Genomic DNA, 26,493 nt, shown 5'->3' on the forward strand with positions numbered 1-26,493 from the left:
GGCCCGAGTGCCCGCTGCCCCGCGGTCTCAGCCGAACCGGCCCGAGATGTAGTCCTCGGTGCGCTGGTCGTAGGGGTTGGAGAAGATCTGGCCGGTCCGGTCGAACTCGACCAGGAGCCCGGTGCGGTTGCCGGTCGTCTCGTCGGGCCGCGCGGTGAAGAACGCCGTGCGGTCCGACACCCGGGCCGCCTGCTGCATGTTGTGGGTGACGATGATGATCGTGTAGTCCTCGCGCATCTGCAGCATCAGGTCCTCGATGCGCGAGGTGGCGATCGGGTCCAGGGCCGAGCAGGGCTCGTCCATCAAGATCACGTCCGGCTTCGTGGCGATGGTCCGGGCGATGCACAGCCGCTGCTGCTGGCCGCCGGAGAGGCCGTACGCCGACTGCTTGAGCTTGTCCTTGACCTCGTCCCAGAGGGCGGCGCCGCGCAGGGCCTCCTCCACCAGGTCGTCCATGCTGGCGACCTTCATCCCGGTCACCCGGGGGCCGTAGGCGACGTTGTCGTAGATCGACTTCGGGAACGGGTTCGGCTTCTGGAAGACCATGCCGACGTGGGTGCGTACGGCGATCGGGTCGACGCCGCGGGCGTAGATGTTCTGCCCGTGGTAGGTGACCTCCCCCTCGACCCGGGCCCCGGGGACCAGGTCGTTCATCCGGTTCAGGCAGCGCAGCACCGTCGACTTGCCGCACCCCGACGGCCCGATCAGCGCGGTGATCTCGTGGCGGCCGAAGGAGAGGTTCACGTCGTGGACGGCGTGGAAGTCGCCGTAGTGGACGTTGAGGCCGAAGGCCTCCATCACCGGGTCCGGCGGCGCCGGGGGCAGCTGCCGGTCGGTCTCCTGGTGGACGATGGGAGCGCTGTCGACCTCGGCCGCGGTGCGGACGCCGGCGGTGGCGGTGGCGGGACGGGTGGTCATGTGGTGACTCCTCACCAGGTTCGCTGGAACTTGTTGCGGATGAAGATGGCCAGCCCGTTGAGGAGCAGGATCATCGCCAGCAGCACGACGATCGCCGCGGAGGCCGCCTGCTGGAACTCCTCTTGGGAGTTGGAGCTCAACGAGAAGATCTGGATGGGCAGGGCGGTCACCGCGCTGCCCAGGCCGTCGGGGTCGAAGCGGACCGCGCCCGCGATGCCGAGCAGCAGCAGCGGCGCGGCCTCGCCGATCGCCCGGGACAGCCCGAGGATCGTGCCGGTCGCGATGCCGGGCACCGCGGAGGGCAGCGTCTGGCGCCAGGTGGTCTGCCACCGGGTCGCGCCGAGCGCCAGGGACGCCTCGCGGATCTCCCGCGGCACGGCCCGGACGGCCTCGCGGGTGGTGATGATGATGACCGGCAGGATCAGCAGCGCGAGCGCGATCGCGCCGCCCAGCACGATGCCCTTGCGCTCGTACCCCAGCAGCGCCATCACCGCGACGGCGAGCAGGCCGTAGACGATCGACGGCACGGCGGCGAGGTTCTGGAGATTGACCTCGATGAACCGGTTCCACCACCGGCGGCCGTCGGCGAACTCCTCGAGGTGCAGGGCCGCGGCGATGCCGAGCGGTACGGCGAGCACGGCAGTGGTCACCATCAGCCAGACGGTGCCGAGGATGCCGGCGCGGAAGCCGGTCTCGGCCGGGCGGATCACCGAGTCGTAGCGGGTGACCAGGTTGGCGTCGAAGCGGGGCGCCCCGTGGATGGCGGTGTCGACGATGAGGACGATCAGGACCATCACGCCGAAGAACAGCGAGAACCACAGCGCCCCGAGGAAGAGGATCGAGGTGGGTGTGCGGTCCTTGCTCCTCCCGGTCGCGATGGTGCTCCGGGTGACCTCCCGCGCGGTGGCGGCGGCGATGGACATCAGTAGACCTGCCTGAAGCGACGGACGATCGAGATGCTGACGACGTTGATGACCAGGGTGATCACGAACAGCAGCAGCCCGACCGCGAAGAGGGTGTTGTACGACGTGGAGCCGACCGGGTTCTCGCCCTGCGCGGTCTGGGCGATGAACCCCGTCATCGTCTGCATCCCCTCGCGCGGGTCGAGGGAGAGGTTGCGCTGGGCGCCGGCGGCGAGGGCGACGATCATCGTCTCCCCGACCGCGCGGGACATGCCGAGCACGATCGCGGCCGCGACGCCGGAGAGCGCGGCCGGCAGGACCACCCGCAGGGTGGTCTGCATCCGGTTGGCGCCCAGCGCGAGCGAGCCGTGCCGCAGCGCCTGCGGGACCGCGCTCAGCGCGTCCTCGGCGAGCGAGGCGATGGTCGGGATGATCATCACGCCGAGCACCAGCCCGGCCGAGAGGGCGTTGGTGAAGCCGACGTCGATGTTCAGCAGGCCCTGGAGCAGGGTCGGGGTCACGAACGAGATCGCGAAGAACCCGTAGACGACCGACGGGACGCCGGCGAGGAGCTCGACCGCGGGCTTGAGCGAGCGACGCATCCGCGGGGAGGCGTACTCCGAGAGGTACATCGCGGCGCCGAGACCGAGCGGGACGGCGACCGCGAGGGCGATCGCGGTCACCATGAACGTCGCGCCGACCAGCGGCAGCACGGCGTACTTGCCCTCGGTGGTGAAGAAGTCGCCGAGGGGGACCTCTTCGAAGAACCCGATCACGGGCTGGATGAGGGCCCCGAGGATGCCGACGGTGATGGCCACCGAGACGAGCGCCGAGAGCAGCAGGACGCCCTTGATGGCGGTCTCGCCCGGGCGGGATCGGGCGCGGAGGTTGACGGGTTGGGCGGGCCGGCCCGCCCCGACGGGGGGCGGGCCGGCGCCGATGCTGCCGGTGGTGCCGGTGCTCATGGGGTGGGGCGCCTCAGCCGGTGATCGACTCGAGGTCGGCCGTGGTCTTCGCGTCCAGCTCCTCGCTCAGCGGGATGAACTTCGCGGCCTCGGCGATCGTGTCGAGGTTCTCGATGTAGAAGTCCGTGTACTCCCGGACCGCGGCGTCGTCCTGGTAGGACGCGTTGTTGACGTAGATGAACAGCGGGCGAGCCAGCGGGGTGTACTCGCCGGCCTGCGCGGTCTCGGCCGACGGCTCGACGCAGCCGTTGCCGTCGTCGATGGCGAGCGCCTTCAGCTTCTCGGCGTTCTCCTCGAAGTAGGTGTAGCCGAAGTAGCCGGTCCCGCCCGGGGTACCGGCGACGCCCTGCACCAGGACGTTGTCGTCCTCCGAGGCCTCGTAGTCGGTGCGGGTGGTCTCGGACTCGTCGGCGATGACGTCGGCGGCCAGGTAGTCGTAGGTGCCCGAGTCGGCGCCGGGCCCGAACAGCGCGATCTTCTGGTCGGGGAAGCTCGGGTCGAGGTCCTTCCAGTTCGTCACCGTCGAGTCGGGCGCCCAGAGCTTGACCAGCTGCTCGGTGGTCAGGCAGTCGACCGCGAGGTCGGGGTGGACGACGACCGTGAGCGCGTCGGTGGCGACCTGGAGCTCGGTGAACTCCACGCCGTTCTCCTCGCACACCGGGACCTCCTCGTCGGCCTTGATCGGGCGCGAGGCGGCGGAGATGTCGGTCTCGCCGACGCAGAACTTCTCGAACCCGCCGCCGGTGCCGGAGGACCCGACGGTGACCCGGATGTCGGGGTTCTCCTCGGTGAGGAGCTCGTAGGCGGCGTTGCTCATGGGGAAGACGGTGGAGGAGCCGTCGACGGCGACGGTGCCGCCGGTGTTCTCGCCGGCATCGCTGTTGCCGCCGCAGGCGGACAGGGCCAGGGCGAGCGCGGCGACGCCGGGGACGACTGCCCGGCGCAGTGGAGTGAGGTTCACGTCGTGCCTCTCAGGTGACGGTGGCCGCCCTTGCGGCCTGCAGGTCTGCTTGTTTCGACACCTGGAAGGTAGGAGTGCGCGGTGACGCCGAGACCGGCGTTCTCTGAACGGAACGTGAACAACGGCAGGCGAACCCCGCACGCGTACGCCGACCCGGCAGTTCTGGTCGCTGAAATGACGCCGACCCGGCACCTCTGGTCGCCGTACGCGACCAGAAGTGCCGGGTCGCGCGGGTTGAGATGACCAGAAGTGCCGGGTCGCGCTGGGTGGACCGACCAGAAGTGCCGGGTCAGCCCTTGAGCAGGCTGCGGGCCATCACGATCCGCTGGACCTGGTTGGTGCCCTCGTAGATCTGGGTGATCTTGGCGTCGCGCATCATCCGCTCGACCGGGAAGTCCTGGGTGTAGCCGTAGCCGCCGAGGAGCTGGACGGCGTCGGTGGTGACCTCCATGGCCACGTCGGAGGCGAAGCACTTGGCAGCGGCGCCGAAGAAGCCCAGGTCCGCGTCGTCGCGCTCGGACTTCGCAGCCGCGACGTAGACCATCTGGCGAGCGGTCTCGACCTTCATCGCCATGTCCGCGAGCATGAACTGCAGGCCCTGGAAGTCCGCGATCCGCTTGCCGAACTGCTTGCGCTCCTTGACGTAGCCGACTGCGAAGTCCAGGGCACCCTGGGCGATGCCGACGGCCTGGGCGCCGATCGTGACCCGAGTGTGGTCGAGCGTGCGCAGCGCCAGCTTCAGGCCGGTGCCGGGCTCGCCGATCATCCGGTCGCCGGGGATCCGGACGTTGTCGAAGAGCAGCTCGCGGGTGGGCGAGCCCTTGATCCCGAGCTTGCGCTCCTTCTCGCCGAAGGTGAACCCGGCGTCGGACTTCTCCACGATGAACGCCGAGACGTTCCGGCCGCGGGCGCCCTCGGGGTCGGTGACCGCGAGCACCGTGTAGTACTCCGAGACGCCGGCGTTGGTGATCCAGGACTTCTGGCCGTTGAGGATCCAGTCGTCGCCGTCCCGGCGGGCCCGGGTCTTCATCGCGGCGGTGTCGGAGCCGGCGTCGCGCTCGGAGAGGCCGTAGGAGAAGCCGCCCTCGCCGCGGGCGAGCGGGGTGAGGTAGCGCTTCTTGAGGTCCTCGCCGCCGCCGAGGATCAGCGGCATCGAGCCGAGCTTGTTGACCGCCGGGATCAGCGAGGCCGACGCGTCGACGCGGGCGACCTCCTCGATGACGATGCAGGTGGCCAGCGCGTCCGCGCCGACGCCGTCGTACTCCTCCGCGACGTGCGGGGCGTGGAAGTCCGAGGCGATCAGCGCGTCCTGGGCCTCCTGGGGGTAGCGCATCTCGGCGTCCACCGCGGCGGCGTACGGCGCGATCTTGGCCTCGGCGACCTGCCGCACGGCCTCGCGCAGACCCTCGTGGTCCTCGGAGAGGCGGTACAGGTCGAAGTCGGGGTTGCTCACGTCTGGTCCTTCTCGAGTGGGTCGGTCAGTAGGTGTAGAAGCCGCGGCCGGTCTTGCGGCCGAGCAGACCGGCGTCGACCATCCGGTTGAGCAGCGGCGGGGCGGCGTACAGCGGCTCCTTGAACTCCTCGTAGAGCGACTCCGCGACGGCCTTGGTGGTGTCGAGGCCGATCAGGTCGGCGAGCGCGAGGGGGCCCTGCGGGTGCGCGGCACCCATCACCAGGCCGCGGTCGATGTCCTCGGCGGTGGCGTAGCCGGACTCGAACATCCGGATCGCGGAGAGCACGAACGGGATCAGCAGCGCGTTGACGACGAAGCCGGCGCGGTCCTGGCAGTCGATGGCCTGCTTGTCCAGGCGGCCCTCGACGAACGCGCGGGCGCGGGCGGTGACCTCGGGAGCGGTCAGCAGCGAGGGCACCAGCTCGACGAGCGGCAGCACCGGCACCGGGTTGAAGAAGTGGATCCCGATGACGTTCTGCGGGCGGGTGGTGGCCACGCCGAGCTTCATGATCGGGATCGAGGAGGTGTTCGAGGCGAGGATCGCGTCGGGGCTGGCGACGATCCGGTCCAGCTCCTTGAACAGCGAGACCTTGGCGTCCTCGTCCTCGACGATGGCCTCGATGACCAGGTCGCGGTCGATGAGGTCCTCCAGCGAGGTCACCACCCGGATCCGGGCGAGCACGTCGGCGGCGGAGTCGATCTTGCCCTTGGCCTCGGCCCGGGACAGCGACTTCTCCAGCCGGCCGCGACCCGCGGCGGCGGCGGCGTCGCTGGACTCCACGACGACCACGTCCGAGCCGGACCGCGCGCTCACCTCCGCGATGCCCGCACCCATGAGCCCACATCCGACGACGCCGACGTTCTGCACTGGTTGTCTCCTCGCGTTGATACTGGATACCTTGATTACGGTACTCAGTACCAGAGGATACGACCACCCCGCCCAGGACGGAGCACGATGGCCAGCACGCGGGACCGGATCGTCGAGGCGGCGTTCACGCTCTTCGAGGAGCGCGGCTTCGAGGAGACCACCGTCGACGACGTCGCGGAGCGCGCCGGGGTCGGCCGGACGACGTTCTTCCGCGCCTTCGGGTCCAAGGAGGACGTGATCTTCCCCGACCACGCCCGGCTGCTCGCCGCGGTCAGCGACCGGCTCGCGACCGGCACCGCCGGCACCGCACTGGTCGCGGTCACCGAGGCCTCCCGGATCGTGCTCCAGCACTACCTGGCCGAGGGCACCCGAGCCCGCACCCGCTACCGGCTGACCCGCAGCGTCCCCGCGCTGCGGGCCCGCGAGATCGCCGGCCAGCTGCAGTACCAGCGCGCGTTCCGCACCTACCTGCACGCCTGGATGGGCGGTACGCCGGCCACGGCGCTGCGGGCGGAGCTGATGGCGAACGTCGTGGTCACCGCGCACAACCACGTGCTGCGCAGCTGGCTGCGGGGCGAGACCACGTCACCGGCGGAGGCCGAGGCGGACTTCGACCGGGCGATGGCCGAGGCCGTCGCGGTCCTCGACCCCGGCCCTGGCGGCCTTGGCAGCCCAAGTGGCACCGGCGCGGACACGGCTGTCGTCGTGCTGCGCACCACCCGCCCGCTCGAGGAGCTGCTCCCCGAGCTGCGGGCCGTGACCGAGCGACCTGGCCGCATCTCCCCCGAGGAGAAGGGCTGAGCTCCGACGGCCGGCCCGGCCGCCCGGCGCTCAGCCCGGTGCGACTGCGACTGCTGCTGGCCACGCTCGCGCTGCTGACCACCGTGACAGCGGTGGTCAGCAGCCTCGGCGCGCCGCTGGTGCCGGCGCTCGCCACGGAGCTCGGCGTACCGCTCGAGGACGCGCAGTGGTCGCTGACCGCGACCCTGCTCGCCGGCGTGGTGAGTACGCCGCTGGTCGGCCGGCTCGGCACCGGACGGCTGCGCCGCCCCGTGGTCGTCGGCGGGCTGGTGCTGGTCACCCTCGGCACCGTCCTGGCCGCCGTTGCTCCCGGGCTCGGCCTGCTGGTCGCGGGCCGGGCGCTGCAGGGTCTCGGCCTCTCCCTGGTGCCGCTGGCGCTTGCTGTTGCGCGCGACGTCGTCCCAGCGCACCGGCTGCCCGGCGTGGTCGCCACGCTGTCGGTGACCACGGTGGCCGGCGCCGGGCTCGGCTATCCGCTGACCTCCGCGGTCGCCGGAGCGGGCGGCATCGCGGCCGCGTTCTGGCTCGGCACCGGGCTCACCGCCGCGACCCTGCTGCTGGTCCTCGCGGTGCTGCCGCGCGACACCGGCGCCCCGCCCGCGCCGGTGGACTGGCTCGGCGCCGGCCTCAGCGGGCTCGGGCTGCTCGGCGTACTGCTGGCGGTCAGCCGGGGCGAGATCTGGGGCTGGGCGGCGCCGACGACGCTGGGGTCCGCGGGCCTCGGCCTGCTCCTGATGGCGGCGTTCGTGCGTCGCACCCTCGCGGTCCGGCATCCCCTGGTCGACCTGCGGCTGGGAATCCGGCCGGGCGTGGCCGCGCCCAACCTGGTCGCGTTCGTCGCCGGCGTCGGCATGTACAGCATGCTCACCCTGGTGGTGGTCGTCGTGCAGACCGGCGACAGCGGCGGAGCCGACTGGGGGCTGGGCCGCTCGGTGGCCGTGGCCGGCTGGGTGCTGGTGCCGTACGCGGTGCTGAGCGTGCTGGGCAACCAGGCCGCCCGCGCCGTCGCGCGCCGGTTCGGCACCGCCGCGCTGCTGCCGACCGGATGCCTGCTCTTCCTCGCCGCCACCCTGCTGCTGGCCGTGCGGCACGACTCGCTCGCCGAGGTGCTGGTGGCGATGGGCGTGGGCGGGCTGGGCAGCGGCTTCACGTTCTCCTCGCTCGCCGCGCTCATGGTGCCGCACCTGCCGCCGCACGAGACCGGCAGCGCGCTCGCGCTCAACCAGGTGCTGCGCTCGCTGGGCTTCACCGTCGGCAGCGCGGCCTCGGTGACCCTGATGCACCTGTTCGGCGGGGTCGGCGAGACCGGCTTCCGCAGCGCCCTGCTCGTCGTCGCCGGCGTCTGGGTCCTCGCCGCCCTGGCGAGCTGGTGGCTGGGCCGCCGTACGCCGGGGGCGCTCGCCGTCGGCTGACGGCACGGGGCGGCTCAGGCCGGCTCGCCCACGACCACCCGGGGCCGGCGCAGCTCGGGCACCAGCGCCACCAGGCCGAGGACCGGCAGCGCCGCCAGGACCACGAAGCTCCACGGGATGCCGACCACGCCGCCCAGCCCGCCGACCACTGCAGAGCCGACCGAGCCGCCGACCAGGAACAGCAGCGTCGCCACGCCGAGCGCGACGCCACGGACGTCGGCGTGCACCGCGTCGCCGACGGCCGCCATCAGCGAGGGCTGGCCCAGGCTGAAGGCCAGCGTGACGGCGACGACCGCGAGGCCGACCAGGAGGCCGGAGGCCAGGCCCGCGCCCAGCCCGCCGAGCAGCAGCGCACCGGAGGCGACGACCCCCGAGATCGCGAGGGCCTTGGCCGGGCCGATCCGGGCCAGCAGCGGCCCGGTCCAGCGCGGCACCAGGAGCGCGACCACGGCGCTCGGGACCAGCAGCAGACCCACCTGCCAGGCCTCCCAGCCGGCGTGCACGAGCACGGTCGGGATCCCGACGAGCTGGGCGAACCACGCCGCGGGAACCGCTGCCGCGGCGACCGCGCTGCGGACCACCGTGCCGTTGCGGATGACGGCGATCGGCAGGAAGCCGTGTGGTCGGCGGCGTACCTGGAGCGCCACCGCCGGCGCCCCCAGCACCAGCAGCGTGCCGCCCACCACGGCGACCAGCAGGCCGGTCGAGGGCGACTGCACCAGCAGCACCAGGCCGGCCGCGGTCGCGGCGACGAGGACGGCTCCGAGCACGTCGAGGCTGGCGCCGCTGCCGCCACCGGCGAGCGCGCGCCACAGGAACGGCAGCACGACCAGGCCGAGGACCGGCAGCGCCATCACCGCCCGCCACCCGAAGGCGTGCTCCACGATGCCGCCCGCCAGCGGCCCGAGGCAGCTGATCGCGCCGGCCATGCCCGCCAGCCGGCCGAGGGCCAGCCCGCGGACCTCGCCGTCGTAGCGGGCGCTGAGCGCCGCGACCCCGAGCGTGGGCACCGCGGCGGCCCCCGCGCCCTGGAGCACCCGGGCGCCGAGCAGGACCTCGAAGGTCGGCGCGGCGGCGGCCAGCAGGGCGCCGGCGGTCATCAGGCCGACGCCGACCAGGAGCGGGATCCGGACGCCGACGAGGTCGGAGATCCGCCCGTAGACAGCTGTCGTCACCGCGAGCATCAGCGCGTAGACGGTGATCGTCCAGGTCGCCAGCCCGACACTCACGTCGAGGTCGGCACCCAGCAGCGGCACCGCGACCGCCGCCGAGGAGGACCCCATGCCGGCGAGACCGAAGAGCAGCCCGAGCAGCAGGGCCGTACGGCGGGAGTCGTCGGCGCGCATGATGGGCCCAACCCGCGGCGGGGCCGGGTTGTTCCGGCGGAGGCGCGCGGGATGCTCGGACGTCCACGCTTGCAGGCCGTAGCCTTGTCCGGGTGACCCCCGACCGCGACCCCATCCGCGAGGCGCACGCGCAGTGGCGCCGCCACGGCTGGGACGACGCCGCGGCCGGGATGGCGATGGTGACCTCGGTGGTCCGCGTGCAGCAGCTGCTGATGGAGCGCATCGATGCGGTGCTGCGCCCGCTCGGCCTGACCTTCGCGCGCTACGAGGTGCTGCGGCTGCTGTCGTTCGTGCAGTCCGGGTCGCTGCCGATGACCCGCCTGGGCTCGCTGCTGCAGGTGCATCCCACCAGCGTCACCAGCGCGGTGGAGCGGCTGGTCCGCCAGGGGTACGTCGAGCGGCTGCGGCGCGAGGACGACCGCCGGGTCATCCTCGCCTCGATCACCGACGCCGGCCGCGCCGTCGTCGAGGAGGCCACCCGCGGCCTCAACGCCGAGGTCTTCGAGTCCCCCGGCCTGCCCCCGGACGACGTCGCCCGCCTCACCGAGCTGCTCGGCGCGCTCCGCGCCAGCGCCGGTGACCACGTCGCCGAGCCGGTCGGCTCGGACTGAGGGCTGGGTTCCCCCGCGGCCCCGCGGTTACTTCCAAGTAATTGGTTGGATGTCCTACCATCGACTTGTAGGACGTCCAACCATCTGCGAACGAGGGTCTCCATGTCCGAGCTCCACCAGCCCCGCAACCCGGTCCGGCTCGTGACCGCGAGCAGCCTCTTCGACGGTCACGACGCCTCGATCAACATCATGCGGCGGATCTTCCAGTCCCAGGGCTGCGAGGTCATCCACCTCGGGCACAACCGCTCGGTGCAGGAGATCGTGGACGCCGCGGTCGAGGAGGACGTGCAGGGCGTCGCCGTGTCCTCCTACCAGGGCGGGCACGTGGAGTACTTCGAGTACCTGGTGGAGTCGCTGCGCGCCCAGGGCGCCGGCCACGTCCAGGTCGTCGGCGGTGGCGGCGGCGTGATCGTGCACGACGAGATCGAGCGGCTGCGCGCCAGCGGCGTCACGATCTTCTCCCCCGAGGACGGCCAGCGCCTCGGCCTGGCCGGAATGATCAACACAGTCGTGCGGGCCTGCGACACCGACCTGGTGGCGCAGCACGCCGTCGACGCCGACGCGGTCCTCGCCGGCGACCGGACCGCGGTGGCGCGGGCGATCACCGCCGCCGAGCAGGGCCGGCTGCCGGACGACGTACTCGGCCGCCTGCGCGCCGCCGGGCACACGCCGCCGATCCTCGGCATCACCGGCACCGGGGGCTCCGGCAAGTCCTCGCTGACCGACGAGCTGGTACGCCGGCTCCGCGTCGACCAGCAGGACAAGCTGCGGGTCGCCGTCCTCGCCGTCGACCCCACCCGCCGCAGGGGCGGTGGCGCGCTGCTGGGCGACCGGATCCGGATGAACTCCCTCGACGGCGACCGCGCGTTCTTCCGCTCGCTGGCCACCCGCGGCGCGCACGAGCTGCCCGAGCACCTCGACGACGTGCTGCTGGTGCTGCGCGCGGCCGGGTTCGACCTGGTGATCGTGGAGACCCCGGGCATCGGCCAGGGCGACGCCGCCATCGTCCCGTTCGTCGACACCTCCCTGTACGTGATGACGCCGGAGTTCGGCGCCGCCTCGCAGCTGGAGAAGATCGACATGCTCGACTTCGCCGACGTCGTCGCGATCAACAAGTTCGAGCGCCGCGGCGCCGAGGACGCCCTGCGCGACGTCGGCCGCCAGCTGGTCCGCAACCGGGAGGCGTTCGGGCAGCGGCCCGAGGACATGCCGGTCTTCGGCACCTCGGCCGCCACCTTCAACGACGACGGCGTCACCGCGCTCTACCAGCAGCTGCGCGACCTGCTCGCCGGCCACGGGCTGCCGGTCGCCGAGGGCACCCTGCCCCGCGTCGGGACTCGGCACTCCACCACGATCGGCGCGGTCGTGCCGCCCGAGCGGGTCCGCTACCTCGCGGAGATCACCGAGACCGTGCGCGGCTACCACGCCCGCACCGAGGAGCTGGTCGAGCAGGCCCGCCGGGTCCAGCGGCTGGACGCGGTGGCCGCGGAGCTGGCCGGCGCCGCCGGGCTGGACGCCGGCGGCGTACCCGCCCTGCTCGAGCAGGCCCGGGCCGGGCTCGACCCGGACGTGGCGGCGCAGCTCGCGGGCTGGCCCGACGTGGTCGCGTCGTACGCCGGAGACGAGCAGGTCGTGACCGTGCGGGACCGGGAGATCGTCACCGCGCTCTCGCGGCAGTCGCTCAGCGGCACCCGGGTGCCGCGCGTCGCGCTCCCGGCGTACGCCGACCACGGCGAGCTGGTCCGGTTCTGGCGCCGGGAGAACCTCCCCGGCCGGTTCCCGTACACGGCCGGCGTCTTCGCGTTCAAGCGCGACAACGAGGACCCGGCCCGGATGTTCGCCGGCGAGGGCGACCCGGCCCGGACCAACCGGCGGTTCAAGGTGCTCTCCGAGGGCCAGCCGGCGACCCGCCTCTCCACCGCGTTCGACTCGGTGACGCTCTACGGCCGCGACCCCGACGAGCGCCCCGACATCTACGGCAAGGTCGGCACCTCCGGGGTCAGCGTCGCCTCGCTGGACGACATGCGGACCCTCTACGACGGCTTCGACCTGCTCTCGCCGACGACCAGCGTCTCGATGACGATCAACGGCCCGGCGCCCACCGTGCTGGCGTTCTTCCTCAACACAGTCCTGGACCAGGCCGCCGAGCGCGGCGTGGACCCGGCGACCGCGCTGCAGACCGTGCGCGGCACCGTGCAGGCCGACATCCTCAAGGAGGACCAGGGCCAGAACACCTGCCTGTTCTCCACCGAGTTCTCGCTGCGGATGATGGCCGACATCCAGGAGTGGTTCATCGAGCAGCAGGTCCGCAACTTCTACTCGGTCAGCATCTCCGGCTACCACATCGCCGAGGCCGGGGCGAACCCGATCAGCCAGCTCGCGTTCACGCTCGCGAACGGGTTCACCTACGTCGAGGCCTACCTGGCCCGGGGCATGGACATCGACGACTTCGCCCCGAACCTGTCGTTCTTCTTCTCCAACGGCATGGACCCGGAGTACTCCGTCATCGGCCGCGTCGCGCGCCGGATCTGGGCGGTCGCGATGAAGGAGCGGTACGGCGCCGCCGAGCGCTCGCAGAAGCTGAAGTACCACGTCCAGACCTCGGGCCGCTCGCTGCACGCGCAGGAGATGGACTTCAACGACATCCGCACGACCCTGCAGGCGCTGGTCGCGATCTACGACAACGCCAACAGCCTGCACACCAACGCCTACGACGAGGCCGTGACGACCCCGGGCGAGGAGTCGGTACGCCGGGCCCTGGCGATCCAGATGATCATCAACCGCGAGTGGGGCCTGGCGATCAACGAGAACCCGCTCCAGGGCGCGTTCATCATCGACGAGCTCACCGACCTCGTGGAGGAGGCAGTGCTCGCGGAGTTCGACCGGATCAACGAGCGCGGCGGGGTGCTCGGCGCCATGGAGACCGGCTACCAGCGTGGCCGGATCCAGGACGAGTCGATGCTCTACGAGCACCGCAAGCACGACGGGTCGCTGCCGATCATCGGCGTCAACACGTTCCGCAGGCCCGAGTCCGGGGACGGCACCCCCGACCACGTCGAGCTGGCCCGCGCCACCTCCGCGGAGAAGGAGTCCCAGCTGCGCCGGGTCCGCGAGTTCCAGGCCGCCCACGCTGCGGAGTCCGAGGCCGCCCTGGCCCGGCTCAAGGCGGCCGCCACGTCCGGCGAGAACGTCTTCGCCGTACTCATGGACGCCGCGCGGGTGTGCACGCTCGGGCAGGTCACCGAGGCGTTCTTCGAAGTGGGAGGCGCCTACCGGCGCAACGTGTGAGCCCGCGGAGGCGGGGTAGGACCGGGGCGTGCGCCGATCCGCCTGCGTCCCACTCGCCCTGCTCGCTCCGCTCGGCCTGGGCGGCCTGGGCGCCTGCTCCGCCTCGGTGAGCACGACCCCGGCCGCGGTCAGCGAGGAGCAGGTGGAGCGCAGGGCCACCACGGAGCTGACCCGCACCATCGGCACCGCCCCCGACGACATCGACTGCCCCGGGGACCTCGAGGCCGAGGAGGGCGCCACGATGCGGTGCGTGCTCACCGCGGGCACCGACCGGCTCGGCGTGACCGTCACGGTCACCCGGGTCGACGGCGAGGACGTCCGCTTCGACATCGAGGTCGACGAGGAGATGATGCCGTGAGGCACACGCCCCGTCCCGCCGGCCGCGGACCGACCCGTTAACCTCAGCCCCGTGACCACCCTGCCGTCGTACGACGAGATCGCCGCCCTTCCCGCCTACGCCGAGCAGTCGGTGCCGACGGCGTTCGAGGACATCAACGGGCACCTGAACGTGCGCCACTACCTCGGCATCGCGTCCGAGGGGCTGGACGAGGCCCTGCTCGAGGTCGGGATCCCGCAGAACTGGGTGGACCGCGGCTTCGCGATCTTCTCCGCCGAGCATCACCTGACCTACCTCTCCGAGCTGCACACCGGCGACAAGGTCTCGGTGCGGGTGCGCCTGGTCGGCCGCTCCGAGCGGGCCGCGCACGTCGTGGTCTACCTGCTCGACGACGGCCACCAGGAGATCAGCTACGTGATGGAGGAGATCTTCCTCCACATGGACATGTCCACCCGGCGCACCTCCCCGTGGCCCGAGGACGTCGCGGCGAAGATCGACGCCGCCGTCGCCGAGCACGAGGCACTGTCCTTCCCGACCACGCTGTCGGGGTCCATGGCCCTGCGGTGAGCCGGAGCCGGGTGGTCTCGCTGGTCCCCTCGATCACCGAGGCGCTGGCGTCCGCCCGGCCCGACGCACTGGTCGGCGCCACCGACTGGTGCACACACCCGGAGGGGCTGGAGGTCACCCGGGTCCGGGGCACCAAGAACCCGGACCTGGCCGCGATCCGCGCCCTCTCCCCCGACCTGGTGGTGACCACCAAGGAGGAGAACCGCGAGCTCGACGTACGCCGCCTGCGCGCGGCCGGCCTCGAGGTGTGGGTCGGCGACATCGAGACCGTCCCGGACGCGGTCGCGGCGTACGAGGAGCTCTTCGACGACGTCCTCGGCTGGGAGCGCCCGGCCTGGCTGGCCACGGCCCGCGAGCTGTGGTGCGGCCCGCTGCCGCCGGTGTCCCGGCGGGTGGCGATCCCGATCTGGCGCGACCCGTGGATGGTCGTCGGCGGCCGGACCTTCACCGGCGACCTGGCCCGCCGGCTCGGGCTGGAGAACGTCTTCGGGTCCGCCGAGCGCTACCCGCATATCTCGCTGGAGGAGATCGACGCCGCGGGCGCCGACGTGGTGCTGCTCCCCGACGAGCCGTACGTTTTCACCGACGCCGACCGCGCGGCGTTCTCGACGCCCACCGAGCTGGTCAGCGGCCGGCTGCTGACCTGGTACGGCCCCTCGCTGCTGGAGGCGCACGCGTCGCTGGGTCGCTGACCGGGCCGCACTGGCCAGCCAGCCCTACCCCACCGCCGCCTCGACGGCCCGCACCTCGTCGGGGGTGAGCAGCCCGAGGCCGGCGGCGTGGCGGGCGACGACGGCGGAGTCGGCGGCGAGCACGAAGGGGACGTCGGCGTCCCAAGCGTCGGTGACCCGCTCGACGCGGCCGTCGCCGGGGTCGAGCCGGACCTCGCGGATGTAGACGGCGCGGATCCGGCCGGGGTGGCGGCGGACCACGTCGGCGTAGATCTCCGGGTCGTGCTCCCCGGAGTCCCCGATCAGCACGAAGTCCAGGTGCGGGTGCAGGCGCAGCACCTCGTCGATGCGGACCCGCTTGTGGCCGCCGACGACGAGGTCGCGCAGCAGCACCGGGCCGAGCGGGAACCCGCGGTGCTCGAGGAAGCCGAGCAGGAAGTCGTGGAGGTTCCACGGGCTGGAGGAGATGTAGAAGAAGGGGTCGCCGTGCCCCTCGAGGGCCCGGTACAGCTCCGCGGCGCCGGCGAACGGCGTCCGGGTCAGCGCGGAGCCGGTCAACGTCTGCTTCAGCATCGACCAGGTGCGCTGCACCCCGGTCTGCAGGATCGTGTCGTCGACGTCGGAGATGATCCCGAGCCGCGCGGCCGGGTCACTGACCCGCACCCGCAGCGCGGCGCTGGCGTGCTCGACGCCGCGGTAGGGCCTGGCCAGCTCGACCACACCGTCGGTCCAGGGGGCCTCCAGCGCGGCGCCGGTGAGCTCGACGTGGAAGTACCCGTCCACGTCCGAGGCGGTCTCGGCGACGGCGCCACCGACCTCGACGCGCAGCGGCACGTCGGGCAGCTCGTTGGTCACGAAGCCCGCGGCGGTACGCCGCACCGCGGCCCACGCGCTCTCGCCCGCGATCGTCTCGGCCGGCTCCGGGTCGTCGAGGACCCGGCCGCGGACGACGACAGTGCCCTCGGCGGAGCCGTGGGCCAGGTAGGTGATGATCCGGAAGTCCCGCACCGGGCGACGTCGCCGGCGCACGTGCAGCAGCGCGTCCCAGCGCCGCTCCAGCGCGGTCAGACCCACCCGTGCGCGGCTCATCGGAACGCCGGCTTCTCCTTGGCGAGGAACGCCCGGACGCCCTCGGTGAAGTCCGGGTCGGTGTAGACCTCGCGCAGCAGCGCCTCGTCGTCGCGCGGCGCGGCCTCGGCGGCCCGGGCGCGGGCGTGCAGCTGCGACTTGGTGGCGCGCAGGGTGACCCCGGAGGCCGCCCGCAGCCCGTCCAGCACGGTGGCCAGCTCGCCGTCCAGGTCGTCGGTGACCGCCAGCAGCGCGCCCACGGCGTACGCGCGGTCCGCGGCGACCAGCCGCGAGGTCAGCAGCATCTCCCGGGTCAGCGACTCCCCGAAGACGCTGGCGCAGCGGTAGACGACCGAGGCGTTCAGGGCGTTGCCGAGGGTGCGCGCGATCGGGTAGCCGAAGCGCGAGCCCGGGGTCGCCAGGCGCAGGTCGCAGTGGGTGGCGACGGCGAGCCCGCCGCCGACGCAGACCCCGTCGACGGCCGCGATCGTCACCTGCGGCAGCGCGAACAGGGCCTCGAGGAGCTCGCGGATCCAGTTCTCGTAGGCCACGGCGTCGGTGTCGACGAAGTCGGAGATCTCGTTGCCGGCCGCGAACGCCTTGCCGCCGGCCCCGCGCAGCACCAGCGCCCGGGTCGTGGTGTCCTCGGCCAGCTCGGCGCACAGGTCGCGCAGCTCGGCGTACATCGCCCGGGTGAAGGCGTTGCGGCGCTCGGGCCGGTTGAAGGTCACCTCGACGAAGCCGTCCTCGCGACGGACCAGCAGCTCATCACTCACGGGCCAGAGCGTACGGCCCGGACCTCCTGGGCCGGGCGACCCGGTGCTGGGCTTGCTGGGGCCGGGGCTTGGCGGGGTTGGGCTTGCCGGGACCGATCGGGGGTACCCCGCCACGACGACTCGGGGGGCGAGGATGAACGACACCGACAGCGGCGCGACAGCACCGGGGGGTCCGACGGATCCCCGGATGGATCCCGACACGGTGGAGACCGTCCGGCGCGAGGAGCGCGCCGAGGTCGGCACCGAGCGCCGCGAGGCCGGCCGGGTCCGGGTGCGCAAGCAGGTGGAGAGCGTCCCGGTCCAGGAGGTCGTCACCCGCGAGGTCGAGCACGCCGACGCCTCCGAGCGGGTGCCCGCGACCGAGGGCGACAGCGGCGAGGTCGAGACCCTCGAGGACGGGTCGATCTCGATCCCGGTCTTCGAGGAGGAGCTCGTGGTCACCAAGAGGCTGGTGGTCCGCGAGCGGATCATCGTGCGCAAGCACACGGTCCTCGAGGAGGAGACCGTCGAGACCGAGCTGCGCCGCGAGCACGTCTCGGTGGAGGCGGACGACGCCGTCGAGGTCGACGACCGCCGCGACCGGGGCGAGCCGTAGCCGGGTGTGCGTGCGGCCGATCCCGGCCCGAAGAACTGGTGGGGTGGGCCGGCCGATCCGAACAACAGGTGGGGTGGCCCGGCCGATCCGAACAACAGGTGGGGTCGGGACCGAATCCAGCTCCGAAATCGCCCCAACCCCACCCGTTGTTCGCCGGGACGCCCAACTGCCGGGGCGCCAAGAGCCGGCCGAGCCAGGACAAGGGCTCGGTCAACCGGACCCCGCCCACGTGCAGCGACCGTCCGCGCCCGAGGCGCGGACGGTCGCTGGTGAGTCCGGGTCAGCGGCGCCGGTCGTCGACGTCGCCCTCGACCTCGATGTGCTCCTTGCGGACCTCCTCGGTCACGGTCTCCTCGTCGACAGTGCTCTCCTTGCCCAGGCGGACCCGCTCCACCGCCTCGGTGGTCTTGCCGACCACGGGCCGCTCCTCCTCGAGGACCACCTCGTGCTCCTCCTCGGAGATCGCGGGTCCGTCGAGCGCCTGGTCGACGTTGCCGCCGGTGATCGGCTCGGACTCGACGACCGCTCGCTCCTTGGTGACCGGCACGGTGCGCGTCTCGGTCTCCGTCGTGACGTACTTGCGCAGCCGGGCCCGGCCCGCCTCCTGGGAGGTCTTGCCGACGTCGAGGCGCTCCTCGGAGCGCGTCATCGCGTCGTCGGTGCTCGGCCCCGAGGTGTCGTGCCCAGCGGGGGCGGTGCCCATGGTGCCGGTCCCGGTGCCGGAGGTGCCGGAGGTGCCGGCCAGGCCGGGGTCGGCGTACCCGGTCCCGCTCTGCCCGAGGCTGAGCCCGTAGTGGGCGTAGAGACGGTCCTCGTCGCCCTCGGCGAGGTGCCCCCCGCTCTCGAGGTCGACGTTCGGGGCCCCCTTGATCAGGTCCTTGTCGTAGGGCAGCCGCAGATCTGCACCGTCGAGCTCGGCGTCGGCGACCGGGACGAACGACTCCTTGGTGCCGAACAGGCCGGTGTTGACGGTGACGAACTCCGGACGACCGGTCGCGTCGTCCAGGAAGAGCTGGCCCACCGTGCCGATCTTGCCGCCGTTGGTGCCGTAGGCCGTGGCTCCGATGACGTTGTGTGCCTGTGACTCGTTGATCATGCTGTGTCCCTTCCTGAGGGAAAATGGGTGTCCGTGCCTGTAGCCCTGCACCGATGTGGCATGCGCCACAGGTACGACGGACTGGCGAACCACCCGAATGGGCGAGGCGGCCGGCTCAGTGCTCGGGACGGGACCAGGCCTCGGTCTGGGTGAGCCGGAACAGGTAGGCCATCGCCGGCACCACCAGCACCGCGGCGAGGCCCACGGCGATCAGGATTCCCTGCAGGGTCGCGTCCGCCCCGGCGGCGTCGTCGATCGTGACCTCGTCGACGAGCAGCCAGGGGTACTGCCCCACGCCCCAGCCGGAGATCACCGCCGCGACGGCGGCCAGCGCGGTGACCCGGGCCAGCGCGAAGCGCCGCCGGTAGACGAGGACGAGCGTGGCCAGGCCGGCCAGCCCCGAGATCACGATCAGCGGTGCGGCCTGGGTCTCCAGGCCGTCGGCGAGGGTCGGCGCGTCCCGCCGGATCGGCACCAGGGCGGCGAACACGACCGCGCCGGTCACGATCCCGACCGCCAGGGTCCGTGGCCGCAGCCGGTCGGCCAGCCGCGGGTTGCCGGAGCGGACGGCGTCCGCACACAGGAAGCACCCGGCCAGGAAGGCGCAGGTCCCGACCGCGATCACGCCGCCGAACAGCGAGGTCGGGTTCACCCAGGAGTCGATCCGGTCGCCGCGGCCGGTGGCCGGCACCCGCCCCGACGCGATCGCGCCGGCCACGGTGCCGAAGAAGAACGGCGCGATCAGCGACGACCCGGCGAAGATCGCGCCGAAGAGCCGCGCCTGGCTCAGCGTCGCGGCGTACTTGCGGAACGCGAAGCTGGCGCCGCGCAGCACGATGCCGAGGAGGGCCAGGATCAGCGGCAGGAACAGCGTCGACATCGCCGCGGCGAAGGACTCCGGGAACCCGGTCCACCACACCACCAGCACGTAGATCAGCCAGACGTGGTTGGCCTCCCAGACCGGGCCGATGCTGTGGTCGACGAGCGTGCGCAGCTCGGCGCCCCGGGCGGCGCCGCCGGCGGTGAGGTCGTAGAACCCGGAGCCGAAGTCCGCGCCGCCGAAGAGTGCGTAGGCGACCACGCCGACGAAGAGCGCGGCGGCGACCGCGACCGCCAGGGTCATTGTCGCTCCTCCCCTGTGTCCCCGCGAGTGTCCCCGTGAGTGTCCCCGCGAGTGTCCCGGTGGGCGCCTCCGCGGGCCTCGCTCGAGGCGAGCGCCGACTCGGGGCCGTACGGGCTGGGCAGCTCGACGTCACCGGCGCGCCAGCGCCGGGCCATCGACCGGAGCACGATGATCGCGCCGACAGTGAGCCCGGAGTAGACGACGGCTGTCACGCCGAGCACCCACCACAGGCCGGGGTTGTCGCCGGCCGCCTCCGAGGTGCGCATGAACCCGTAGACGACCCAGGGCTGGCGGCCCACCTCGGTGGCCACCCAGCCGGCCTCCACCGCGATGATCGCGAGCACCCCGGAGACCGCGACCAGCCGCAGGAACCAGCGCCGGTCGGTCAGGTCGTGGCCGCGCCAGCGGGCGACCCAGTAGGCGATCACCGAGAGCATCAGCAGCAGGCCGATGCCGACCATGATCTGGAAGGCCCAGTGCGTGATGTTGACCGGCGGCCGGTCCTCCGGCGGGAAGGTGTCGAGCCCCTCGACGGGGGCGGTGAAGGAGTTGCGGGCGACGATCGAGCCGAGGTACGGGATGTCGATGGCCCACCTCACGGTCCCGTCGATCAGGAAGCCGCCGATCCGCAGCGGCGAGGGGCTCTCGGTCTCGGTGGCGAGCTCGAACGCCGCGAGCTTGGCCGGCTGCCGCTCGGCGAGGCGGTTGCCGAGCAGGTGCCCGACGACCGGCTGGATCACCGCCGCGACGCTGGCGAACGCGAACGGGATCGTGAAGCCGAGGTGGTGGCGGCGGTCGCGGCGCCCGCGCAGCATCCCCACGGCGTACACCGCGGCGACCGAGAACCCGACGACCATGTACGCCGCGATCCACATGTGCAGGAACTGCCAGAACGCCGCCGAGCTGAACAGGACCGCCCACGGGTCGATGTTGGTCACCTGGCCGTCGACGACCTCGAACCCGACCGGGACGTTCATCCAGGCGTTCACCGCGATCACGCAGTAGGTGCCGAAGACCCCGGCGACCGCCATCGGCAGCACCATCAGCACGTGCCGCTTGGGTGGTATCCGGTCCCACCCGTAGAGGTAGATGCCCAGGAAGATCGCCTCGAGGAAGAACGCCAGGCCCTCGAAGGCGAACGGCAGGCCGAGCACGTCGCCGTAGGTGCCCATCAGGCCGGGCCACAGCAGCCCCATCTCGAAGCTGAGCACGGTGCCGGAGACCGCGCCGATCGCGAAGAGGACGGCAGCGACCTTGCCCCACTTCCGCGCCAGCATCAGCGCGTTCGGGTCGTCGCGGCGGATGCCGATCAGGTGCATCGTGAAGAGCATCGCGGGGAACGCGACGCCGAAGCAGGCCAGGATGATGTGCCACCCCAGCGACAGCGCCATCTGCTGGCGGGCCGGGAGCAGGCCGGCAGGCTCTACCGCAGGATCGGCGAGGACCTGGACCACGACGTCGGTGACGAGCACACCTTCGACGGTACGGCCGGCGGGCCCGCGAGCCTAGGGGTGCGGAAGACCTTCCTGCCGCGCGGTGAGCCAGCGCGCCAGCAGCGTGCCGTCCTCCTCGACCAGCGTGTGCAGCGCGAGCGGCACGTCGAGCGGCGCCCCGGCGGTGATCCGGGGGGCGCCGCCGGCCACCAGCCGGGGGACGTACGTCGTGGCGAGCTCGTCGACGATGCCGGCCGCCAGCGCGTCCCGGAGCAGGCGCGGTCCGCCCTCGCAGAGCACCTGGCGCAGCCCCCGCCCGGCCAGGGCGTCGCGGAGCCCGGCCAGGTCGACGGCCTCGGAGCCGCAGACCAGTACCTGGTCCTCGCCGAGCAGCTCGCGGGCGGCGGCCAGGCCGGGGGCGGACCCGGTGGTCGCGAGCAGCACCCGCCCCGGCTCGTGGCCGCGCAGCGTCGGCGGCACCTCCCCGCGCCGGCTCACCACGACGACCGGCCGCGCCGCGGCGCCGTACTCCTCGGCGCGGGCGGTCCCGGCGCCGACGACGACCACGTCGGCGAGCCGGCGCAGCGTGGCGAAGACCCGGTGGTCCACGGCGTTGTTGATCGAGCCGCTGCGGCCGTCGGCCCCGGCCGCGGCGCCGTCGACGGTCGCGACCATGCTGGCCCGCCACCAGGGACTGCGCGGCGGCGCGTAGAGCTCCTCGAGGGATCCCCCGGTCCCGAGCAGGACCCTCACCGCGCGGTCCCGGTCCACCGCATTACCCAGTACTGCACGCCGTACGGGGCGTCGTCGTAGTCGACCTGCGCCGGTGCCGCGTCGAGCCGGGTGAGCAGCTCGGCCAGCGCGGGGATCCCGCCGAGCCTCGCCCACAGCCGCTCGGCCGGGGACAGGTCGACCGCGGCGAGGTCCCCCGCCCGCAGCGCGGCTCCGAGCACGTCGTCGAACTCCCGGGAGCCCTCGACGAGGTGTCCGGGCGCCTTCTCGGAGCGGCAGGCCGAGCCGTTGCCGACCACGAGGTACGAGCCGCCCGAGCCCTCCGCTGGTCGAGCCGCGAGGCCCCCCGGGGCCGAGCGTGTCGAGACCCCCGCACCCTCCAGCAGCGCCTGCGCCACCCGGGCCCCCTGGGCATCGGCCCGCACCGTGACCGGGCCCGCCTCGCCCAGCCAGCGCACCGCTGCCAGGCACGCCGCCCGCACCTCGGGCACCGGATCGACGGCGGAGGCGTACTCCGGCAGCAGCGCGAGGACCCCGGGGACCAGGGCAACCCGGACGGTGCCGCTCACCCGAGCCCCCGGATCGCACGGGCGGGCGGGCGCCGGCCGGCGATCGTGTTGACCATGTCGACGGTCTGGCGGGTCTCGACGACCTCGTGCACCCGGTAGATCCGGGCGCCCGCCAGCGCGCACACGGCCGTGGCGGCGAGGGTGCCGGTGAGCCGGGACCCGACCGGCAGGTCCAGCGACTCCCCCACGAAGTCCTTGTTCGACAGCGAGACCAGCACCGGCCACCCGGTCGCGACCATCTCGCCGAGCCGCCGGGTCACCTCCAGGGAGTGGAAGGTGTTCTTCCCGAAGTCGTGCGCGGGGTCGATGACGATCGACTCCTTGCCGACCCCCGCGGCCAGGGCGCGCTCGGCGTACCCGACGGTGTCGTCGATCGCGGCGCGCACCACGTCGTCGTACTCGACGCGGAACGGGCGGGTGCGCGGCGTCGCGCCGCCGGTGTGGGTGCACACGATCGCCGCGCCGTGGGCGGCGGCGACGTCGACCAGCTCGGGGTCGGCGCCGCCCCAGGCGTCGTTGAGGACGTCGGCCCCGGCGGCGCAGACCGCGTCGCCGACGCTGGCGCGCCAGGTGTCGACCGAGATCACCAGCCCGGGGTACGCCGCGCGCACCCGCGCCACGAAGTCGACGACGCGCGCCTTCTCCTCGGCCGGTCCGATCTCGGCTCCGGGGGCCGCCTTGATGCCGCCGATGTCGACGATCTCGGCGCCCTGCTCGACGACGGCGGCGACCCGCTCGAAGGCCTTGTCCTCGGCCCAGGTGGCGCCGCGGTCGTAGAAGGAGTCGGGGGTGCGGTTGACGATCGCCATCATCAGCGTGGCGTCGTCGTCGAACTCGTGCCGCCCCAGCCGCAGGCTCACGAGGCGTCCGCCGAGGGGGCTGCGGACGCGGGGACCGAGACGGCCGGGGGCCGCTCGGTGACCGGCACCGGGCGCACCCGGGGGGTGAGGCCCTCGGCGAACTGGGTGAGCGCGATCGTGTCGGCGTGGTGGCTGTGCGCGGAGCGGGCCCAGCCCGCGGTGAGGACCTGGGTGGCCATCGCCCCGAGGTCGAGCAGCGGCTGGGAGGTGTGCGCGCGCCGGCCGAGGTCGACCTGGGCGATCGCGTCGAGGCCGTGCACCCGCCAGGTGTCGATGAGCGCTGTCAGCTCCACGGCGTACCCGGTCGGCACCGAGAGCGAGGCGAACCAGGAGCGGCGTACCGCCCACTCACCGGCGAGCGGCTGCACCAGCTCGGCCAGCGGCGGGTAGAGCAGCGCGAGCAGCGGCCGGGCGACGAGCTCGGTGACCCGGCCGCCCTCGAACGGCGACCCGTCGGCGCCGGGGCGCTCGTAGAAGCCCTTGACCAGCTGGACCTCGGGCCGGGTCAGCAGCGGGCCGAGCAGCCCGGGCACGAAGTGGGTGTCCCAGTCGGTGAGGTCGGCGTCCATGAACACGACGAGGTCGCCGCTGGTCACGAACAGCGACTTCCACATCGCCTCGCCCTTGCCGGGGGTGCTGCCCAGGTCGGGCCGGATCTCGGCGGAGCGGTGGACGACGGCGCCGGCGCGGGTCGCCACGTCGTACGTCGCGTCGGTGCTGTCGGAGTCGATGACGACGATCTCGTCGACGAGCGCCACCGTGTCGACCAGGGCCTCGCGGACCCGGCCGACGACGTCGCCGACGGTCGCGGCCTCGTTGCGGGCGGGGACCACCAGGCTGACCCGCTGGTCGCCCTTGGCGGCGAGGAGCGCGGCCAGGGGCCAGTCGTCCCAGTGCCCGGTGTTGCGCTCGAACCAGCTCACCCGGCGAGCCTAGCCACCGCCTGACGTTCCGGCCTGGTTGAGTCGGGACCTCTGCGCGTCGAGTCGGGACTTCTGACGTCGGACCTCCCGATTCGACCGTCACAACCCCCGATTCGACCGTCACAACCCCCGATTCGACCCGAGGCGTGGAACCGGCCTCCGGACCCACCGCTCGGCTAGGGTGAGCGACCGATCGGAAGGGGTGGCCGGATGACCTGGTTGGTGACCGGAGGGGCGGGCTACATCGGCTCGCACGTCGTGGCGGCGTTCCGCGAGGCCGGGATCGCGCCCGTGGTGGTGGACGACCTGTCCTCGGGGGTCGAGTCGTTCGTGCCCGAGGACGTGCCGTTCCTGCGCGCCAACCTCCTCGACACCGCCGCGCTCACGGCGTTCCTGCGCGAGTACGACGTCCGCGGCGTCGTGCACCTGGCCGGCTTCAAGTACGCCGGGGTCTCGGTCTCGCGGCCGCTGCACACCTGGGAGCAGAACGTCTCCGGCACCCTGAGCCTGCTGCGGGCGATGGAGGAGACCGGCGTGGACCGGATCGTGTTCTCCTCCAGCGCGGCCACCTACGGCACCCCCGACGTGGACCTGGTCACCGAGACCACGCCCACCCACCCGGAGTCGCCGTACGGCGAGACGAAGCTGGTCGGCGAGTGGCTGCTCGCCGACGTCGAGCGGGCCTCCGGCCTGCGGCACACCTCGCTGCGCTACTTCAACGTGGTCGGCTCGGCCGCCCCGGAGCTCTACGACACCAGCCCGCACAACCTGTTCCCGCTGGTCTTCGACGCGCTGGTGCGCGGGGACACGCCCCGCATCAACGGCACCGACTACCCCACGCCGGACGGCACCTGCGTGCGCGACTACGTCCACGTCGCCGACCTGGCCCTGGCCCACGTCACCGCGGCCCGGCGGTTGGAGGCCGGCGACGCGCTGGAGCGGGTCTACAACCTCGGCAGCGGCGACGGCGTCTCGGTGCGCCAGATCATGGACACGATCCGCGAGGTGACCGGCATCGACTTCACCCCGACCGAGGCCGACCGGCGCCCCGGTGACCCGGCGCGGATCGTGGCCGACGGTCAGCTGGCCGCCCGCGACCTGGGCTGGGCGATGCGCCACGACCTGCGCCAGATGGTCGCGAGCGCGTGGGAGGCCCGGCAGGCCGCCGGCGAGGCCTACCCGTCCTGACCGGCCGGGCCACCGGGAACCCGGTGCGCAGGTGGCACAATCCCCACCCATGCCCACCGCGCTGATCACCGGCATCACCGGCCAGGACGGCCTGTACCTCGCCGAGCTGCTCCTCGAGAAGGGGTACGCCGTGCACGGCGTGATCCGCGGGCAGAACAACCCCAAGCGCGAGCTGGTGGAGCGGCTGCTGCCGGACGTGCACCTGCACAACGGCGACCTGACCGACATGTCCAGCCTGCTGCGCGCGCTGCGCGACTCCGACCCCGACGAGGTCTACAACCTCGGCGCGGTCTCGTTCGTGGCGTACTCCTGGGAGAACGCCCACCTCACCACCGACGTCACTGCCAAGGGCGTGCTGACGATGCTGGAGGCGGTCCGGCTGCACACCGGCGACGACCCCGGCCGGGTGCGCTTCTACCAGGCCTCGAGCTCGGAGATGTTCGGCAAGGTGCAGGAGACCCCGCAGCACGAGCGGACCCTGCTGTGGCCGCGCTCGCCGTACGGCGTGAGCAAGGTCTTCGGCCACTACATGACGATCAACTACCGCGAGTCCTACGGCATGCACGCCTCCTCGGGGATCCTGTTCAACCACGAGTCGCCGCGGCGGGGCCCGGAGTTCGTGACCCGCAAGATCAGCCGCGCGGTGGCCCGGATCAGCCTGGGCCTGCAGGACGAGCTGGTGATGGGCAACCTGGACGCCGAGCGCGACTGGGGGTTCGCGGGCGACTACGTCGAGGCGATGTGGCTGATGCTGCAGCAGCCGCAGGGCGACGACTTCGTGATCGCCACCGGCCAGACCCACTCGATCCGCGACTTCCTGGACCTGGCCTTCGGGCACGTCGGGATCGCGGACTGGACGCCGTACGTGCGCCAGGACCCGCAGTTCATGCGGCCGGCCGAGGTGGACCGGCTCGTCGGGGACGCCAGCAAGGCCCGGGAGGTGCTCGGCTGGAAGCCGCGGGTCTCCTTCCCCGAGCTGGTGGCGCTGATGGTCGACGCCGACCTCGAGGCGACCCAGCAGGGCTGGTGA

At 72.7% G+C, this 26,493-nt stretch carries 26 protein-coding genes; 10 read left to right on the top strand and 16 right to left on the bottom strand.

Going from position 1 to position 26,493, the window contains the following annotated elements; translation table 11 throughout:
• Positions 1-27: 27 nt before the first annotated feature.
• The 6 genes from pstB to EBO35_RS16975 all read right to left on the bottom strand — a co-directional run bounded on the left by pstB (position 28) and on the right by EBO35_RS16975 (position 6,067).
• Complete coding sequence (gene pstB, locus EBO35_RS16950) at positions 28-798, bottom strand: phosphate ABC transporter ATP-binding protein PstB (RefSeq protein WP_206422832.1); 771 nt, start codon at positions 796-798, stop codon at positions 28-30.
• Positions 799-929: 131 nt separating this feature from the next.
• Positions 930-1,841 (bottom strand): phosphate ABC transporter permease PstA, encoded by a 912-nt coding sequence (gene pstA, locus EBO35_RS16955; RefSeq protein WP_122818767.1) that lies wholly within the window; start codon positions 1,839-1,841, stop codon positions 930-932.
• Positions 1,841-2,785, bottom strand: a complete 945-nt coding sequence (pstC, locus tag EBO35_RS16960) for a phosphate ABC transporter permease subunit PstC (RefSeq protein WP_122818768.1) — start codon at positions 2,783-2,785, stop codon at positions 1,841-1,843. Before pstC ends, pstA begins: the two co-directional genes overlap by 1 nt.
• 13 nt (positions 2,786-2,798) lie before the next feature.
• Positions 2,799-3,746, bottom strand: coding sequence for a PstS family phosphate ABC transporter substrate-binding protein (locus EBO35_RS16965; RefSeq protein WP_122818769.1), 948 nt, complete (start codon positions 3,744-3,746; stop codon positions 2,799-2,801).
• 289 nt (positions 3,747-4,035) lie between these two features.
• Positions 4,036-5,199, bottom strand: coding sequence for an acyl-CoA dehydrogenase family protein (locus EBO35_RS16970; RefSeq protein WP_122818770.1), 1,164 nt, complete (start codon positions 5,197-5,199; stop codon positions 4,036-4,038).
• A 25-nt stretch (positions 5,200-5,224) separates the two neighbouring features.
• Entirely contained in the window at positions 5,225-6,067 is an 843-nt protein-coding gene (locus EBO35_RS16975) for a 3-hydroxybutyryl-CoA dehydrogenase (protein ID WP_122818771.1), read from the bottom strand.
• Positions 6,068-6,154: 87 nt separating this feature from the next.
• Between EBO35_RS16975 and EBO35_RS16980 the strand changes: the two genes are divergently transcribed.
• Both EBO35_RS16980 and EBO35_RS16985 read left to right on the top strand, forming a co-directional pair.
• Positions 6,155-6,868 carry a TetR family transcriptional regulator gene (locus tag EBO35_RS16980; RefSeq protein WP_122818772.1) on the top strand — a complete coding sequence of 238 codons (714 nt, stop codon included), beginning with the start codon at positions 6,155-6,157 and terminating at the stop codon, positions 6,866-6,868.
• A 38-nt stretch (positions 6,869-6,906) separates the two neighbouring features.
• Positions 6,907-8,280 carry an MFS transporter gene (locus EBO35_RS16985; RefSeq protein WP_122818773.1) on the top strand — a complete coding sequence of 458 codons (1,374 nt, stop codon included), beginning with the start codon at positions 6,907-6,909 and terminating at the stop codon, positions 8,278-8,280.
• 14 nt (positions 8,281-8,294) lie between these two features.
• Here EBO35_RS16985 and EBO35_RS16990 read toward each other — a convergent pair whose 3' ends face one another.
• Positions 8,295-9,626, bottom strand: a complete 1,332-nt coding sequence (locus tag EBO35_RS16990) for an MFS transporter (RefSeq protein WP_122818774.1) — start codon at positions 9,624-9,626, stop codon at positions 8,295-8,297.
• A 92-nt stretch (positions 9,627-9,718) separates the two neighbouring features.
• On the opposite strand from EBO35_RS16990, the gene EBO35_RS16995 reads away from it, so the two are divergent.
• From EBO35_RS16995 to EBO35_RS17015, 5 genes are all read left to right on the top strand, one after another.
• On the top strand, positions 9,719-10,237 hold the full coding sequence (locus tag EBO35_RS16995) for a MarR family winged helix-turn-helix transcriptional regulator (protein WP_241153748.1): 519 nt from the start codon (positions 9,719-9,721) through the stop codon (positions 10,235-10,237).
• A gap of 102 nt (positions 10,238-10,339) precedes the next feature.
• Positions 10,340-13,525, top strand: coding sequence for a fused isobutyryl-CoA mutase/GTPase IcmF (gene icmF, locus EBO35_RS17000; protein WP_122818775.1), 3,186 nt, complete (start codon positions 10,340-10,342; stop codon positions 13,523-13,525).
• Between the two features lie 28 nt (positions 13,526-13,553).
• On the top strand, positions 13,554-13,883 hold the full coding sequence (locus tag EBO35_RS17005) for a DUF4333 domain-containing protein (protein ID WP_206422591.1): 330 nt from the start codon (positions 13,554-13,556) through the stop codon (positions 13,881-13,883).
• A gap of 51 nt (positions 13,884-13,934) precedes the next feature.
• Positions 13,935-14,429 (top strand): thioesterase family protein, encoded by a 495-nt coding sequence (locus EBO35_RS17010; protein ID WP_122818776.1) that lies wholly within the window; start codon positions 13,935-13,937, stop codon positions 14,427-14,429.
• Positions 14,426-15,121 (top strand): helical backbone metal receptor, encoded by a 696-nt coding sequence (locus EBO35_RS17015; protein WP_122818777.1) that lies wholly within the window; start codon positions 14,426-14,428, stop codon positions 15,119-15,121. The genes EBO35_RS17010 and EBO35_RS17015 overlap by 4 nt, the downstream gene beginning before the upstream one ends.
• A gap of 24 nt (positions 15,122-15,145) precedes the next feature.
• Here EBO35_RS17015 and EBO35_RS17020 read toward each other — a convergent pair whose 3' ends face one another.
• Positions 15,146-16,189 carry an App1 family protein gene (locus EBO35_RS17020; protein WP_164478011.1) on the bottom strand — a complete coding sequence of 348 codons (1,044 nt, stop codon included), beginning with the start codon at positions 16,187-16,189 and terminating at the stop codon, positions 15,146-15,148.
• Positions 16,186-16,944 carry an enoyl-CoA hydratase-related protein gene (locus EBO35_RS17025; RefSeq protein ID WP_122818779.1) on the bottom strand — a complete coding sequence of 253 codons (759 nt, stop codon included), beginning with the start codon at positions 16,942-16,944 and terminating at the stop codon, positions 16,186-16,188. The genes EBO35_RS17020 and EBO35_RS17025 overlap by 4 nt, the downstream gene beginning before the upstream one ends.
• Before the next feature lie 187 nt (positions 16,945-17,131).
• On the opposite strand from EBO35_RS17025, the gene EBO35_RS17030 reads away from it, so the two are divergent.
• Complete coding sequence (locus EBO35_RS17030) at positions 17,132-17,539, top strand: YsnF/AvaK domain-containing protein (protein WP_164478012.1); 408 nt, start codon at positions 17,132-17,134, stop codon at positions 17,537-17,539.
• 280 nt (positions 17,540-17,819) lie between these two features.
• Here the strand turns inward: EBO35_RS17030 and EBO35_RS17035 are convergent, their stop codons facing one another.
• The 7 genes from EBO35_RS17035 to EBO35_RS17065 all read right to left on the bottom strand — a co-directional run bounded on the left by EBO35_RS17035 (position 17,820) and on the right by EBO35_RS17065 (position 24,275).
• A complete protein-coding gene (locus EBO35_RS17035; RefSeq protein WP_122818781.1) occupies positions 17,820-18,635 on the bottom strand; it encodes a DUF2382 domain-containing protein in 816 nt (271 codons plus the stop codon).
• Between the two features lie 115 nt (positions 18,636-18,750).
• Positions 18,751-19,758 (bottom strand): cytochrome d ubiquinol oxidase subunit II, encoded by a 1,008-nt coding sequence (locus tag EBO35_RS17040; protein WP_122818782.1) that lies wholly within the window; start codon positions 19,756-19,758, stop codon positions 18,751-18,753.
• Positions 19,755-21,230 carry a cytochrome ubiquinol oxidase subunit I gene (locus EBO35_RS17045; RefSeq protein ID WP_241153749.1) on the bottom strand — a complete coding sequence of 492 codons (1,476 nt, stop codon included), beginning with the start codon at positions 21,228-21,230 and terminating at the stop codon, positions 19,755-19,757. The genes EBO35_RS17040 and EBO35_RS17045 overlap by 4 nt, the downstream gene beginning before the upstream one ends.
• A gap of 33 nt (positions 21,231-21,263) precedes the next feature.
• The gene (locus EBO35_RS17050) at positions 21,264-21,944 is read right to left on the bottom strand and encodes a dihydrofolate reductase family protein (protein ID WP_206422592.1); all 681 of its coding nucleotides are present in this window, start codon (positions 21,942-21,944) and stop codon (positions 21,264-21,266) included.
• The gene (locus EBO35_RS20265) at positions 21,941-22,492 is read right to left on the bottom strand and encodes a class III extradiol ring-cleavage dioxygenase family protein (RefSeq protein ID WP_122818783.1); all 552 of its coding nucleotides are present in this window, start codon (positions 22,490-22,492) and stop codon (positions 21,941-21,943) included. The genes EBO35_RS17050 and EBO35_RS20265 overlap by 4 nt, the downstream gene beginning before the upstream one ends.
• Positions 22,489-23,352, bottom strand: a complete 864-nt coding sequence (folP, locus tag EBO35_RS17060) for a dihydropteroate synthase (RefSeq protein ID WP_241153750.1) — start codon at positions 23,350-23,352, stop codon at positions 22,489-22,491. Before folP ends, EBO35_RS20265 begins: the two co-directional genes overlap by 4 nt.
• The gene (locus EBO35_RS17065) at positions 23,349-24,275 is read right to left on the bottom strand and encodes a glucosyl-3-phosphoglycerate synthase (protein ID WP_122818784.1); all 927 of its coding nucleotides are present in this window, start codon (positions 24,273-24,275) and stop codon (positions 23,349-23,351) included. The genes folP and EBO35_RS17065 overlap by 4 nt, the downstream gene beginning before the upstream one ends.
• Before the next feature lie 210 nt (positions 24,276-24,485).
• On the opposite strand from EBO35_RS17065, the gene galE reads away from it, so the two are divergent.
• Both galE and gmd read left to right on the top strand, forming a co-directional pair.
• Complete coding sequence (gene galE, locus EBO35_RS17070; RefSeq protein ID WP_122818785.1) at positions 24,486-25,463, top strand: UDP-glucose 4-epimerase GalE; 978 nt, start codon at positions 24,486-24,488, stop codon at positions 25,461-25,463.
• 49 nt (positions 25,464-25,512) lie between these two features.
• The gene (gmd, locus tag EBO35_RS17075) at positions 25,513-26,493 is read left to right on the top strand and encodes a GDP-mannose 4,6-dehydratase (RefSeq protein WP_122818786.1); all 981 of its coding nucleotides are present in this window, start codon (positions 25,513-25,515) and stop codon (positions 26,491-26,493) included.

It is taken from the genome of Nocardioides pantholopis, assembly GCF_003710085.1.
In the GTDB taxonomy this organism is placed as follows: domain Bacteria; phylum Actinomycetota; class Actinomycetes; order Propionibacteriales; family Nocardioidaceae; genus Nocardioides; species Nocardioides pantholopis.

Bases quoted from the DNA above. Each gene is read 5' to 3' on its own strand.
- pstB (WP_206422832.1), bottom strand. From the start codon at position 798: ATGGAGGCCTTCGGCCTCAACGTCCACTACGGCGACTTCCACGCCGTC.
- pstA (WP_122818767.1), bottom strand. From the start codon at position 1,841: ATGTCCATCGCCGCCGCCACCGCGCGGGAGGTCACCCGGAGCACCATC.
- pstC (WP_122818768.1), bottom strand. From the start codon at position 2,785: ATGAGCACCGGCACCACCGGCAGCATCGGCGCCGGCCCGCCCCCCGTC.
- EBO35_RS16980 (WP_122818772.1), top strand. From the start codon at position 6,155: ATGGCCAGCACGCGGGACCGGATCGTCGAGGCGGCGTTCACGCTCTTC.
- EBO35_RS16990 (WP_122818774.1), bottom strand. From the start codon at position 9,626: ATGCGCGCCGACGACTCCCGCCGTACGGCCCTGCTGCTCGGGCTGCTC.
- icmF (WP_122818775.1), top strand. From the start codon at position 10,340: ATGTCCGAGCTCCACCAGCCCCGCAACCCGGTCCGGCTCGTGACCGCG.
- EBO35_RS17020 (WP_164478011.1), bottom strand. From the start codon at position 16,189: ATGAGCCGCGCACGGGTGGGTCTGACCGCGCTGGAGCGGCGCTGGGAC.
- EBO35_RS17030 (WP_164478012.1), top strand. From the start codon at position 17,132: ATGGATCCCGACACGGTGGAGACCGTCCGGCGCGAGGAGCGCGCCGAG.
- EBO35_RS17035 (WP_122818781.1), bottom strand. From the start codon at position 18,635: ATGATCAACGAGTCACAGGCACACAACGTCATCGGAGCCACGGCCTAC.
- EBO35_RS17040 (WP_122818782.1), bottom strand. From the start codon at position 19,758: ATGACCCTGGCGGTCGCGGTCGCCGCCGCGCTCTTCGTCGGCGTGGTC.
- galE (WP_122818785.1), top strand. From the start codon at position 24,486: ATGACCTGGTTGGTGACCGGAGGGGCGGGCTACATCGGCTCGCACGTC.
- gmd (WP_122818786.1), top strand. From the start codon at position 25,513: ATGCCCACCGCGCTGATCACCGGCATCACCGGCCAGGACGGCCTGTAC.